The sequence below is a fragment of the Aquabacterium sp. CECT 9606 genome (assembly GCF_918741295.1).
In the GTDB taxonomy this organism is placed as follows: Bacteria; Pseudomonadota; Gammaproteobacteria; order Burkholderiales; family Burkholderiaceae_C; genus Aquabacterium.
In genome coordinates this window covers 777,225-789,405 of sequence record NZ_CAKKNB010000004.1, presented here as the reverse complement: position 1 = coordinate 789,405, position 12,181 = coordinate 777,225, and the positions used below count along the sequence as shown (strand labels likewise).

General features: G+C 62.9%; 11 protein-coding genes. 8 read left to right on the top strand and 3 right to left on the bottom strand.

Annotation, left to right across the window (positions count from 1 at the left end; genetic code table 11):
* Nucleotides 1-3: 3 nt before the first annotated feature.
* Nucleotides 4-717, bottom strand: coding sequence for an SIMPL domain-containing protein (locus LQ232_RS20835; RefSeq protein ID WP_230182294.1), 714 nt, complete (start codon nt 715-717; stop codon nt 4-6).
* A 209-nt stretch (nt 718-926) separates the two neighbouring features.
* Between LQ232_RS20835 and ompR the strand changes: the two genes are divergently transcribed.
* Both ompR and LQ232_RS20825 read left to right on the top strand, forming a co-directional pair.
* A complete protein-coding gene (gene ompR, locus LQ232_RS20830) occupies nt 927-1,664 on the top strand; it encodes a two-component system response regulator OmpR (protein WP_230182293.1) in 738 nt (245 codons plus the stop codon).
* A gap of 9 nt (nt 1,665-1,673) precedes the next feature.
* Nucleotides 1,674-3,002: a sensor histidine kinase gene (locus tag LQ232_RS20825; RefSeq protein WP_230182292.1), complete on the top strand. Its 1,329-nt coding sequence runs from the start codon at nt 1,674-1,676 to the stop codon at nt 3,000-3,002.
* Nucleotides 3,003-3,008: 6 nt separating this feature from the next.
* Here the strand turns inward: LQ232_RS20825 and ispF are convergent, their stop codons facing one another.
* Nucleotides 3,009-3,491, bottom strand: a complete 483-nt coding sequence (gene ispF, locus LQ232_RS20820; protein ID WP_230182291.1) for a 2-C-methyl-D-erythritol 2,4-cyclodiphosphate synthase — start codon at nt 3,489-3,491, stop codon at nt 3,009-3,011.
* A 285-nt stretch (nt 3,492-3,776) separates the two neighbouring features.
* Between ispF and LQ232_RS20815 the strand changes: the two genes are divergently transcribed.
* The 4 genes from LQ232_RS20815 (at nt 3,777) to LQ232_RS20800 (ending at nt 7,137) form a co-directional block, all read left to right on the top strand.
* A complete protein-coding gene (locus LQ232_RS20815) occupies nt 3,777-4,979 on the top strand; it encodes an ammonium transporter (RefSeq protein WP_230182290.1) in 1,203 nt (400 codons plus the stop codon).
* 111 nt (nt 4,980-5,090) lie between these two features.
* Complete coding sequence (locus tag LQ232_RS20810; RefSeq protein WP_230182289.1) at nt 5,091-5,909, top strand: trypsin-like serine protease; 819 nt, start codon at nt 5,091-5,093, stop codon at nt 5,907-5,909.
* 57 nt (nt 5,910-5,966) lie between these two features.
* Nucleotides 5,967-6,320: a type II toxin-antitoxin system Phd/YefM family antitoxin gene (locus tag LQ232_RS20805; RefSeq protein WP_230182288.1), complete on the top strand. Its 354-nt coding sequence runs from the start codon at nt 5,967-5,969 to the stop codon at nt 6,318-6,320.
* Nucleotides 6,321-6,387: 67 nt separating this feature from the next.
* Nucleotides 6,388-7,137, top strand: a complete 750-nt coding sequence (locus LQ232_RS20800) for a zeta toxin family protein (protein ID WP_230182287.1) — start codon at nt 6,388-6,390, stop codon at nt 7,135-7,137.
* Here the strand turns inward: LQ232_RS20800 and ispD are convergent.
* Nucleotides 7,076-7,846 (bottom strand): 2-C-methyl-D-erythritol 4-phosphate cytidylyltransferase, encoded by a 771-nt coding sequence (gene ispD, locus LQ232_RS20795; protein ID WP_230182401.1) that lies wholly within the window; start codon nt 7,844-7,846, stop codon nt 7,076-7,078. The two genes, LQ232_RS20800 and ispD, sit on opposite strands and share 62 nt — an antisense overlap.
* 93 nt (nt 7,847-7,939) lie before the next feature.
* On the opposite strand from ispD, the gene mfd reads away from it, so the two are divergent.
* Together mfd and LQ232_RS20785 are read left to right on the top strand one after the other, a co-directional pair.
* On the top strand, nt 7,940-11,413 hold the full coding sequence (gene mfd / locus LQ232_RS20790; protein WP_230182286.1) for a transcription-repair coupling factor: 3,474 nt from the start codon (nt 7,940-7,942) through the stop codon (nt 11,411-11,413).
* 128 nt (nt 11,414-11,541) lie between these two features.
* Nucleotides 11,542-12,102 (top strand): FxDxF family PEP-CTERM protein, encoded by a 561-nt coding sequence (locus LQ232_RS20785; protein WP_230182285.1) that lies wholly within the window; start codon nt 11,542-11,544, stop codon nt 12,100-12,102.
* The last annotated feature ends 79 nt before the right edge of the window (nt 12,103-12,181 follow it).

Below are 12,181 nucleotides of genomic sequence, written 5' to 3'. Positions count from 1 at the left end.
ACATCACTTGCTCAAGACAACCTGACCTGACACGGTCACGGAGAGCACGCCCTTGCCTGGCTCGACCGGCAAGGCCGCCTCCGCCACATCGGCACCCTTGGCGCGCATGGCCATCATCATCGGGCGGCCTTGAAAACCAGGCTCGCCGGTCTGCACATTGACTTCGCCCAGCGAGTAGCCCGTGAAGCCAAAGTTCTTGGCCAACTCGCCCGCGCGGGTTCGGAAGCGGTTGATGGCATCGGCCGTGAGCGCCGATTCATGCTGCTCACGCAAAGCTGGCGACAGGCCGTAACTCACGTTCACCACATTGAGTTGATTGAGCTTGCCGGCTGTCTGTGAAATGCGCGTGGTGTCGGTGCCTTCCAGCACCAGTTGGGCCGTGCCCTGCCAGCCGTTGATGCGGCCGTTGTTGCCGTAACGCGGATTGACTGCGAAATAGCCGGTGCGCACGTCCATGGCACCGGCCTGGGCCGAGCGCTTGGCTTCGGTCAAGGCAGCATCCAGTGCCTGCTTGAGTCCACTTTGCACCTCGGCGGCCTGAGCGCCTTCGCGGTTGGCCTGCAAGGTCACGGCCAACAAGTCCTGTGTGACCTCTTGCGTGGCCGTGGTCTGAAAGCTGACCACGTTGGCACGCAAGGGCTCAGCATGAGCCAAAGAGGCGGTGGCGACCAACAACACGGCCGAACTCAAAAACATGGGGACCGAATAACGAGTCATGAAGGCTCCTGGAATGGTTTTGGGGGGGACCTGCACAATAACGTGCCAGCGGCCGCCAGCGCCGACCCAGGGCTTTCAAGAACGTGTCAAGCCCTCTTGACTCACCTTGCCCAAGAGCGCAAGATTTGTAACAAGGGGTCAGAGCACCGGTTTTTGCGTGTGCAAAGTGCGCACAATCCCGGCTTGTTACAAATTCCGAGGAGACACGGATGACCACCACAGCGAACACCCAGCGCCCAGATCGAATTCTGGTGGTGGACGATGACGCCCGCATCCGCGACCTGCTGCGCCGCTACCTCAGCCAGGAAGGCTTCGAGGTCCTGCTGGCCGAGGACGCCAAGGCGCTCAACCGCCTGCTGACCCGCGAAACCGTCGACCTGATCGTGCTGGACTTGATGCTGCCCGGCGAAGATGGCCTGTCCATCTGCCGCCGTCTGCGTGCTGCCAATGACAGCACCCCGATCATCATGCTGACCGCCAAGGTCGAGGACGTGGACCGCATCGTGGGCCTTGAAGTGGGCGCCGATGACTACATGCCCAAGCCTTTCAACCCCCGCGAACTGCTGGCCCGCATCCACGCGGTGTTGCGCCGTCGCCCTGCCCCCGAGGCACCCGGCGCCCCAGCCAAGGAAGCCCAGACCGTGCAGTTCGGACCGTTCGAGTTCGATCTGGCCCTGCGCCGCTTGAGCAAGGAAGGCGAGCCCCTGGCGCTGACCACGGGTGAGTTCTCAATGCTCAAGGCGTTGGTGCGCCATCCCCGCCAACCCTTGTCGCGCGACAAACTCGCGCAATTGGCCCGTGGCCGTGAGTTCGAGCCTTTCGACCGCAGCCTGGATGTGCAGATCTCGCGCCTGCGCAAGATGATCGAGCCTGATCCGTCCCAACCCCGCTACATCCAGACGGTCTGGGGCGTGGGTTATGTGTTCGTGCCGGACGGTGGGGCTTGATGGTGGCGCATGCGTAGAAATCGTTTCGCCCTCAGCCTGTTCTGGCGGACGTTCATTCTTTTGGCCTTGTTGTTGACTTTGGGCATCGTGGCCTGGGTTCAAACCTTCAAAGCCCTGGAATTCGAACCTCGCACCGTGCAGGCGGCGCAGCAAATTGCCAGCCTGGTGAATTTGTCGCGCGCGGCTTTGCACTATGCCGACAGCATCAACCGCGTCACCCTGATCAAGACCATGTCCGAGCAGGAGTCGATCGTGCTCAAGGCGCGGGAGCCGTCGGACCAGTTCGAGCCTTTTGAGGTCAATCGTTTCACCAATGCGATCGGCAAGGAGCTGCGTTCGCGCCTGGGGCCCACCACCGTGGTGGCCAGCAGCGTGAACCATGTGCCGGGCCTGTGGGTCGGCTTCCAGATCGAGCGTGACAACTACTGGTTGCAGGCCGACACCGCGCGGGTCGAGCCCATGACCGGGCGCACCTGGACCATCTGGGTGGGCATCGCCTTCATCGCCACCATCCTGGGCTCGGCCACGATTGCCCGATTGATCAACCAGCCGCTGAAAGAGCTGTCGTTTGCCGCCAGCCGCATCCGCGAAGGCGAATACGACTCGGTGCTGGACGAATCCATGATCACGCGAGAGATCCGCGAGGTGAACCAGGGTTTCAACCGCATGGCGCGCGAGCTGGCCAAGGTGGACGAAGACCGCGCGGTGATGCTGGCGGGCATCTCGCATGACCTGCGCACGCCACTGGCCCGCATCCGCCTGGAAGCAGAGATGAGCGTGGTGGACGAAGAAGCCAAGCGCAACATCGCGGCCGACATCGACCAGCTGGACGCCATCATCGACAAGTTCATGGACTATGCGCGGCCCGGTGATGTCACGCTGGTGCCGGTGCATGTGTCGTCGGTGGTGGACAAGGCGATCAGCCAGTTCCGCGACACCAAGCGCATCCGCATCGGGGCCAAACTGCCCATCGACACCAAGGTGATGGCAGACGAGACCGAATTGGGCCGGGTGCTGACCAACCTGTTCGAGAACGCCCGCCGGTATGGCCGCAACACCTACACCGGCGTGGCCAATGTTGAAGTGAGCTACACGCGATCAGGTTCTTGGGTGCTGTTGACGGTGCGCGACCACGGCCCGGGCGTGGCTGTGGAAAAACTGGCGCAGTTGACGACGCCGTTTTTCCGGGGAGATGCCGCACGGACAGCGGCCACGGGCGCCGGCCTGGGCCTGGCCATTGTGGAAAAAGCGCTTCAGCGCATGGGCGGCCAACTGGACCTGGGCAATGCCCCAGGTGGCGGCCTGGTGGCTCACATCAGGCTGAAGCGGGCGCCCTGATTTGATTCAGGCCTTCTTAAAAAGCAGGCAGACGGCACGGGCCTCAATGGCCCGGCCCTCGCCCACCGGCCCCATCTTTTCAGCGGTTTTGGCTTTGACGTTGACGGCATCGATGCCCACGCCCAAGGCGGCGGCAATCCGCTCGCGCATGGCCGGGACGTGAGGCGACATTTTGGGTGCCTGGGCCACGATGGTGCTGTCCACATTGCCCACAGCCCAGCCAGCTTGACCCACACGCCTGACCACCTCTGCCAGCAAGGCCACTGAATCAGCGCCTTTGAAGGCAGGATCGGTGTCGGGAAAGTGGCGGCCGATGTCGCCCAGACCGGCCGCACCCAGCAGGGCGTCGGTGATGGCATGCAGCAGCGCATCCGCGTCTGAATGGCCCAGCAGGCCGTGCGTGTGCTCGATGGTGACGCCACCCAGGATCAAGGGACGCCCCGTCACCAGGGCGTGTGTGTCCCAACCTTCTCCAACTCGAATCGTCATTTCAGTCCTCTCGACAAGCATGGTGCGTCCAGCGGCCTCCATTTTGGGGCCAACAAGGCGCGCGCTCAAACGCACCAAAATGGTTCTAACAAGCAGGTGACTTGATTGACGCCGCCCTTCAGCGCCCCAAATTTGGGCAAATTTCGCGCACAACAACAGAACACGCACTCACCAAACTGGCCCATTTTTTGCTTTTATTGGTGCATAACTTGATTTTTGTGCCGCACTCGACCCCAAGTCGGTGCGGTTTTCTTTCTTCCATTCACTTCGACATTCAGGCATTTCATGGAGTCATTGAAACAAGGCACGGATGCGCTGTTCATCCTGTTGGGCGCCGTCATGGTTTTGGCCATGCACGCCGGGTTTGCATTTCTGGAGCTGGGCACGGTGCGCGGCAAAAACCAGGTCAATGCACTGGTCAAGATCCTGGTGGATTTTTGCGTGTCCACCATCGCGTACTTTTTTGTGGGCTACACCGTGGCCTATGGCGTTGACTTTTTCAGCGGTGCCGAGGTGCTGGCGCAAAAGAACGGCTACGAGCTGGTCAAGTTTTTCTTCTTGCTGACCTTTGCCGCCGCCATCCCGGCCATCATCTCTGGCGGGATTGCCGAGCGGGCCAAATTTCACCCGCAGATGCTGGCCACAGCAGTGATCGTCGGGCTGCTCTACCCTTTGTGCGAAGGCGCGGTCTGGGCCAACAAGTTCGGCTTTCAAACCTGGCTTGAAAGCATCACGGGCGGGCCCATGCATGACTTTGCCGGCTCGGTGGTGGTCCATGCCTTCGGGGGCTGGATCGCCCTGCCCGCCGTGCTGATCCTGGGCGCCCGGCGCAACCGCTACCGCAAGGATGGCGGCATGTCGGCCCACCCGCCTTCCAGCATCCCTTTCCTGGCCTTGGGCTCGTGGATCCTGGCGGTGGGCTGGTTTGGCTTCAATGTGATGAGCGCGCAGACCATCGACAAGATCTCGGGCCTGGTGGCCGTGAACTCACTGATGGCCTTGGTGGGCGGCACATTGGTGGCGGCTTTGCTGGGCAAGAACGACCCCGGCTTTGTGTACAACGGTCCATTGGCTGGGCTGGTCGCCGTTTGCGCTGGGTCGGACGTCATGCACCCTGCGGGCGCCTTGGCCGTGGGTGCGATCGCCGGCGCCATCTTCGTGTTCATGTTCACCTTGACGCAGAACAAGTGGAAGATCGACGATGTGTTGGGCGTTTGGCCGCTGCATGGGCTGTGCGGCGCCTGGGGCGGTATTGCGGCGGGCATCTTCGGGCAAAAGGCCCTGGGCGGGATTGGCGGCGTTCACCTGGGCGCGCAAGTGCTGGGCACGGTGCTGGTCGTGGGTTTTGCCCTGGTGTCCAGCCTGGTGGTGTATGGCGTGCTGAACAAAGTGTTGGGCTTGCGGCTGTCTCAGGAAGAAGAATTTGAGGGCGCCGACTTGTCCATCCACCGCATCAAGGCCACCCCCGAGCAAGAGGTATCTTGGTGATGCCGCATTCATGAAGAAGGGTAAAGGTGGCGCGGGCTTGGGGATAACGTGCTTCAAGCCCAACCCGGGCTTGAAGAAAATGCTCACCACCGCCTCCAAGAAATCCAACAAATGAAGTACCGCCAGCCTTCCCTTCGCCTGTTGTCCTGTGTTTTTGCCTCGGCGCTCTGGTGTGCATCACCGGCCCACGCCATCGTCAATGGCACCAGCACCACCAGTTTCACCGCGGTGGGCGAGTTAGGCGGCGCTTCGGGCGTGCTCATCGCCGACAACTGGGTCTTGACGGCTGCCCACGTGGCCAATGGCCTGACGGTGGGGAGCAGCAGTTTTGACTCGCTGAGCGGCGCCTCATTGATCGATGCGGTCTACACCTTCTCTAGCGCGGCTTTCCCCAACAACGACATTGCCCTGGTGCACTTGACCACTGCATTGGACACGGCCACGCCCATCCTCAATGATCAGGTGATCAAGAACAACCAAGTGGCATCGCTGGGCACCTTGACGATGGCCACCGCACAGAACCAGACCCCCAATGGCTTTGCCACCACACTGGCCTCGGGTGCGATCATCACGAATACCCAGAATAACGTGACGTCCACCGTGAACTGGCTCATCACGGATGGACAAGCGTATTTGCAAGGCGGGGACAGCGGCAGCGCCCTATTCAAAGGCGTGGTGAGCGACAGCGCCGGCTCTTTGCTCCTGGGCATTGCCTCGGCCGCCCTGACTGGCGACACCGGCAATTCAGAAGGATCGGCTTTTGTGCAGGTGGCCAATTACAAGAGCTGGATCAATGCCACGATGGCCAGTTCGGGCCAGAAGGCGATTTGGGCATCAAGCGTGCCAGAGCCTTCCACCTTGGCCCTGTATGCCATGGCAGGATTGGCCATCTTGGCCTTCAGGACTGGACATTTTGGACGAAATGGCTAAAATAGCCAAACCGATCGTGGAAATACGATCAGACAGCGACCATTGAGGGCGTCCAACATGACCGCACTGACCTTGCGCAACCACCGTGGTGAACAGGTGGAAGTCCCTGAGTTTTCAGCCACCGAGGCTAAAAACAGCTTCGGGCTGGTGCTTGACACGGCTTTCAGCCAAGGCATGGTGGCCATCACCAAGCGTGACCGGCCCACCGCCATCGTGCTGTCCATGGACGCCTACCAGGCCTTGCTGGATGGCCAGCACCAACCGCTGGACAGCCTGACGCAAGAATTCGATCACCTTTTGCAGCGCATGCAGACCCTGGCTTCGCGAGATGCCTTGATGGATGCCTTTGACGCCCCCCCTGATGAACTGGGCCAGGCTGCGGTGGCATACGCCACATCGACACGCCCTTGATGCGTCCACTCCAGCACACGGAACACACCGTGCCGCTGCCTTATAAAAAAATCAGAGAGATCCTGCCGTGGCATCAACTGCCCACGTCCCCCGCATTTTCGTTCTGGCGGGCACCAATGGTGCCGGCAAGAGCAGCATTGGTGGCGCCAACATTCGCCGCCGTGGGGGCCACTATTTCAACCCCGACGAAGCGGCTGCAGCCATTCGCCGCGCACAGCCGCACCTGAGCGCCACGCAAGCCAACAGCGCCGCCTGGCACGAGGGCAAGCGCCTGTTGCAGCAAGCCATCGCGCAAAAGCTGGACTACAACTTCGAGACCACGCTGGGCGGGCGCAGCTTCACCCGTTTGCTGGAGCAAGCCGCTTTACAGGGCTTCGAGGTGCGCCTCTGGTACGTGGGCCTGCTCAGCGCCGACCACCACATTGCACGGGTCAAGGCACGCGTGGCCAAGGGCGGGCACGACATCCCCGAAGTGGATATTCGCCGGCGTTTTGACCAAAGCCGCCTTCAGCTGATTCAGTTGTTGCCCCACCTGACCGAATTGCGGGTGTACGACAACACGGTCGAGGCCGACCCTCAGGCCGGGCTTGCGCCGCAACCCAGGTTGGTGCTGCATTGGCAAGGGGCCCAGCACCAAGGAGCGCAGACGCCTGCTCGGGTAGTGGCCCCTGCGCAGGCCGCCGCTTTGGCCGACACCCCTGACTGGGCCAAGCCCATTTTGGCCGCGGCCTTCAAGGAAGTGGCCAATCCTTCGGTCACCGCACCGGCCGTGTCGCCAACAGCCGTTCGGCCAGCGAGAAATCGCCCGGCCAAGTGAGCTTGAGGTTTTCAAAAGCGCCCAGGACCAGACGCGGCGAGTGGCCCAAAGCCTCGATCGCGCTGGCTTCATCCGTGATGCCAGCCGCGGCCTGAGGCTCACCCAAGACGGCAAGCAGGGCGGGCCGCAGCAGGCCCAAGCGGAACATCTGCGGTGTTTGCGCCGCCCACTTGGCCGCGCGGTCCACTGTGCCCTGAACGCGCGACTCGCCCCCCAGCCCCGGCAACGAGGCCTTCAAGGTGTCGGCCACCGGCAGGGCCAGCAAGCCGCCCACCTCATCGTCCTGGCACTCGTCGATCAAACGGTTGACCCATTCAGGCTGGACCAGACAACGGGCCGCGTCGTGCACCAGCACCCAGTCGTGGGGCTGGGCACCACGGGCCAAAAGCTCGTCCAAGCCATTGGCCACGCTTTCTGCGCGTGAGGCACCACCCACACGAGACACCCAGGCACGGTCGCCTTCAAACCCCGGCACGTGCTGTTCGAACGCGGCATCGTCTGGCGACAGCACGACCAAAATTGCCTGCAAACGCGGCACCGCGGCCAGGGCCGCCAAGGTGTGCGCCACCACGGGCTGCCCTGCCACGGGGTGGTATTGCTTGGGACCACCCACCCCTGCCCGTTCCCCCACGCCCGCGCAGGGCACCAGCGCAAAACAGCGCGGCTGAAAATCGTGGGCAGAAAAGGTCAAAGGCGTGGAGCTGGGCATGCGGGGATTGTCGCCCACCTACAATCAAGCTTCTTTCAGATCAACGCCCGGCCGCAGCCCGCCGCCGGGCGCTTTGCCATTCTCGCGCTGCCCATGTTGCCTTCGCTCAAGCTCCCTTCCATCGCCATTGGCAAACGCTACACCGTGCCCCGCCCCATGGGCTCTGCCGATGCGCTCTTGATCGCCCAGTTTGCCCAAGCGCGCAAGACCGAAGGCCACGTGACCGCGCTGATCGCCGCCGACCCGGCCGACACGCAGCGCCTGATGGACGAGATGGCGTTTTTTGCGCCCGACTTGCGCTGCGCCATCTTTCCCGATTGGGAAACGCTGCCCTACGACACGTTCTCGCCGCACCAGGATTTGATCTCTGAGCGGCTGGCCACCTTGTGGCGCGTGCAGCAAGGTGTGGCCGCCGACACGGGCGTGGACGTGGTGCTGCTGCCCGCCACCACAGCCCTGACGCGCCTGGCCCCGCCCTCCTTCCTGGCGGCCTACACCTTCCATTTCAAGCAAAAGCAAAAGCTCAACGAGGCCGCGCTCAAGTCGCAGCTGACCCTGGCGGGCTACACCCACGTCAGCCAGGTGGTTTCGCCCGGTGAATACGCGGTGCGTGGTGGTTTGATCGACCTCTTCCCCATGGGGTCGCTGGTGCCCTACCGGGTTGACCTGTTCGGTGATGAGATCGACTCGATCCGCACCTTTGATCCCGACACCCAGCGCAGCCTTTATCCTGTGCCTGAAGTGCGCCTGCTGCCCGGCCGCGAGTTCCCGATGGACGAGGACGCGCGCGCAGCCTTCCGCAAGCGCTGGCGCGAGAAGATCGAAGGCGATCCCACCCGAGCCCGCCTGTACAAGGACATCGGCAACGGCATGGTGCCCGGCGGCATCGAGTTCTACCTGCCGCTGTTCTTCGACCAGACCGCCAGCATCTTCGAGCACTTAGGTGAAAAGGCCGTGCTGGTGTTGCATGGCGAGCTGGACGAGACCTTGCGCAAATTCTGGGTGGAGACCCGCGAGCGCCATCGTTTTTTGCAGCACGACCCCGAGCGCCCCTTGCTGCCGCCCGAAGAGCTCTACCTCAAGACCGAAGACTTCTTCACCCTGGCTGGCGCACACGCGCAGCTGTCCATCCGCGGCAGCGAGCCGGTGGATTGGGCCCGTCCGCTGCCCGACTTGTCCGCAGAACGCAATGCGCAAGAGCCTTTGCGCAAGCTGCAGGCCCACCTGAAAATCGCGACGCAACGCGTGCTGGTCATCGCTGAAAGCAACGGCCGCCGAGAGAGCCTGTTGGAGCTGCTGCGCGACCACCAGATCGACCTGCCCAGCGTGGACTCCTTGAAGGCGTTCGAGGCCAGCGACCACCGCATGGCCATGGCCGTGGCGCCCTTTGCTGGCGGCTTCATCTGGCAAGACCTGAGCGGCAACAACCAAGGCCTGCAGTTCATCACCGAGACCGAGTTGTTCGACGCCGCGCCCACCACGCGCCGTCGTCGCAAGCAAGAGCAGACTACCGACGTCGACTCGCTGATCAAGGACTTGTCCGAGTTGAACGTGGGCGACCCGGTCGTGCACGCCAACCACGGCATCGGGCGCTACCAGGGCTTGATCAACCTGGACTTGGGCACCGGCCCATCCGAGTTCCTGCACCTGGTCTATGCCGACGCGGCCACGCTGTATGTGCCCGTGTCGCAGCTGCAGTTGATCAGCCGTTACACCGGCGTCAGTGCCGACGAAGCCCCGCTGCACCGCCTTGGCTCGGGCCAGTGGGAAAAGGCCAAGCGAAAGGCCGCAGAACAGGTGCGCGACACCGCCGCCGAGCTGCTCAACCTGTACGCCCGCCGCGCCGCCCGCGAAGGCTTTGCTTTCCGCTTCAGCGCCCAGGACTACGAGGCCTTCGCAGCCAGCTTCGGCTTCGAGGAAACCGCCGACCAGCGCGCCGCCATCCACGCCGTCATCCAGGACATGATCAGCCCCCGCCCCATGGACCGCCTGGTCTGTGGCGACGTGGGTTTCGGCAAGACCGAAGTGGCCTTGCGCGCGGCCTTCGTGGCCGTGACGGGTGGCAAGCAAGTGGCCATCCTCGCACCCACCACGTTGCTGGCCGAGCAGCATTACCAGAACATCTCAGACCGCTTCTCGCAGTGGCCGGTGCGCGTGGCCGAGATGTCGCGCTTCCGCTCCACCAAGGAAATCAAGGCCGCGATGCAGGGCTTGGAAGACGGCACCATCGACATCGTCATCGGCACGCACAAATTGCTCAGCGAGTCGGTCAAGTTCAAGCGCCTGGGCCTGCTGGTGATCGACGAGGAACACCGTTTTGGTGTGCGCCACAAGGAGGCCATCAAGGCCATGCGCGCCGACATCGACGTGCTCACCCTCACCGCCACGCCCATCCCGCGCACGCTGGGCATGGCCATGGAAGGCCTGCGGGACCTGAGCGTCATCGCCACCGCTCCTCAACGCCGCCTGGCCATCAAAACCTTCGTGCGCAGTGAGTCCAGCGGCGTGATCCGCGAGGCCGTGCTGCGTGAACTCAAGCGCGGCGGTCAGGTCTATTTCCTTCACAACGAAGTCGACACCATCGAGAACCGCCGCGACAAGCTCAGCGAGCTGATCCCCGAGGCCCGCATCGCCATCGCCCACGGTCAGATGCCTGAGCGTGAGCTGGAGCACGTGATGCGCGACTTCGTGGCCCAGCGCCACAACGTGCTGCTGTGCTCGACCATCATCGAGACCGGCATTGACGTGCCCACCGCCAACACCATCATCATGAGCCGCGCCGACAAATTCGGCCTGGCACAGTTGCACCAGTTACGCGGCCGCGTGGGCCGCTCGCACCACCAGGCCTACGCCTACCTGCTGGTGCCCGACATCGAAGGGTTGACCAAACAGGCCCAGCAGCGCCTGGACGCGATCCAGAGCATGGAAGAGCTGGGCAGTGGTTTCTACCTGGCCATGCACGACCTGGAAATCCGTGGCGCTGGCGAGGTGCTGGGCGACAACCAGAGCGGCAACATGATGGAAGTGGGCTTCCAGCTCTACAACGAGATGCTGGGCGAAGCCGTGCGTTCACTCAAGGCGGGCAAAGAGCCCGACCTGCTCTCGCCCCTGGGCCTGTTTGGCGGCGGCACCGACATCAACCTGCATGCCCCCGCCCTGCTGCCCGACAGCTATTGCGGCGACGTGCATGTGCGCCTGAGCCTGTACAAGCGCGTGGCCACGGCCGATTCCATCGACAAGATCGAGGCCATGATGGAAGAGATCATCGACCGTTTCGGCAAGTTGCCACCACAAGCACAAACGCTGTTCGACACGCACCGCCTGCGCGTGCAGGCCAAGCCCTATGGCGTGCAGAAGGTCGATGCCACGCCTGGCCTCATCAACATCACCTTCCGCGCCAATGCACCGGTGGAGCCCATGCGCATCATTGAGCTGGTGCAAAAAAACCGCCACATCAAGCTGGCGGGCAATGACAAATTACGTGTCGAAAAGTCATTGAGCGACCCCAAGGACCGGGCGCAATACGTGCGCGATTTGTTGAAATCGCTCGGGCAGCCCATCAAGTAACCACGCCATCCCTAGTTTGAATACTGGTGCCGCCGGATCTGGCCCGCTAGGATCAAAAAGTTGTACCTTGCTCAGGCAGCAGGCGTGGCCTGGGTTTGTCCTTTAGCTTCTTCAAACAGGAGGTGAATGTGAACCAACTTACCTTGTCCAAGCTGTTGCCGGCGGCGCTGCTCGCGGCCAGTGCGCTGGTATCCACCGCGCAGGCCGAAACGCAGCCGGTGAACTTCAACGTGCTGAACGTGGCGGCCGTGCTGCCCACGCCTTTCAATGCCGGTGACAACCTCCGGCTCAACACCCTCGTGACCGATGAGGTTGGCCCGCTCAACCAGTCGATCACCTTCACGGTGGGCCCCGGCATCGGCAGCTTCACGGGCGAAGCCGCCTGGGAGATCTCGACCGCAACCGGCACCGGCCCGCGCCTGACAGGCGTGAACCTGGACTTGTTCGACGCCAGCAACACGCTCATTGCCAGCGACACCTTCCTGGGCACGCTGGGCGGTTTTGCCCACTCGACACTGGCAGGCGCGATCGGGCCGGGCACCTACAAACTGGTGGCCACCGGCACCGGGGTGCGCGACTCTTCGCTGGACGTGACATTGAGCTTTGCAGCGGTTCCAGAACCCCAGGCCTACCTGCTGATGCTGGCCGGATTGGGTGTGGCCGGCGCCGCGGTACGACGTCGCCGCTGACACCACGGTCGATTTGACCGGTGCAAGGGTGCGGTGGAGAGGGCTGATAATCCCGCCAGCCGCACCCACACCGTCAAAT